The organism is Vibrio sp. 10N.286.49.E11 (assembly GCF_041469505.1).
Taxonomy (GTDB): Bacteria; Pseudomonadota; Gammaproteobacteria; order Enterobacterales; family Vibrionaceae; genus Vibrio; species Vibrio crassostreae_C.
The window spans coordinates 1-1214 of record NZ_JBFRKQ010000150.1; the positions used below are offsets into that span (position 1 = coordinate 1).

The 1214-nt window shown below is 45.1% G+C and carries 1 protein-coding gene; it reads left to right on the forward strand.

Translation table 11 applies throughout. The features are described 5' to 3' along the window. The coding region (locus AB4167_RS21940) for an IS110 family transposase (RefSeq protein WP_372137025.1) at positions 1-984 on the forward strand (984 nt) is incomplete at its 5' end. Positions 985-1214 lie beyond the last annotated feature (230 nt).

Genomic DNA, 1214 nt, shown 5'->3' on the forward strand with positions numbered 1-1214 from the left:
TTCAGTATTCACGGCGTTGATGCATATGGCAAGTGCGTCCTACGCAAAACTGTCAAAAGAAACAAACTCTTAGACACATTCGTGAAGTTACCTCCCTGCCTCATCGGTATGGAGGCGTGCTCTGGTGCACACCACTGGGCGAGAGAGCTACTGAAACTAGGTCATAACCCGAAAATTATGGCGTCCAAATTCGTTATTCCATATCGACAAAATGAGAAGAACGATGCCAATGACGCAGAGGCCATCTGTGAAGCGGTATCTAGACCCAAAACACGATTTGTCTCTATAAAAAGTGAAGAGCAACAAGCTGTGCTTTGCCTGCACCGTATTCGACAGGGGCTAATTAAAACAAGAACGGCGACTATTAACCAGCTCAGAGGTTTGCTTTCCGAATTTGGTATTGTGATGCCTCAGGGGCGCTACTCGGCTCAAAACACTATTGGTAGTGTCCTTGAAGATGCAGAAAATGGTTTGCCTATACTCGCTCGAGAGCTACTTCAAGATCTATCGAACAAGATTCAACACCTTAACCTAGAAGTATTGCACTATGATCGTAGAGTCTCTGCTTTAGTTCGTGAGATGGCTTCAGCCAAAGCGCTCATGGATATTCCAGGTGTCGGTGAACACAGTGCAAGTGCCATTGTCGCGACCGTCAATGACGCCAAACAATTTGGATCTAGCCGCCAATTTGCCGCTTGGATAGGGTTGGTTCCAAGACAATACTCAACGGGTGGTCATGTTCATCTTGGTCGCATCAGCAAAAGAGGCGAAAAACATATTCGCACTCTACTTATTCATGGCGCAAGAGCCGTTATTGCACGATGTAAAGAGAAAACCGATCGCAACAGTATTTGGTTAAATCAACTCGTTGAACGACGAGGTTATAAACGAGCAGCTGTCGCCCTAGCAGCAAAAAACGCTCGTATAATATGGGCATTATTAACAACAGGAAAAGAGTACAAGATTAACTATGTAAACGGTTAACACTCACCGAGTCAAAGCAATAGCAAATGATGACAATACGACCAGACCGAGATGCCTAAACCTGTTTAATTGGGAAGTAATAAATACTGTTTAACGAATGAGGCTGGCATCAAGCGAATATCATCAAGGTGACGGAACGATTCCGATTAAACACCGAATGTAGAGCTGCTGTCCGAACCACTGTTGTCAGCGGGAGCTATTGTTGACAAAAGAGGGAGTCCATGTAGCCC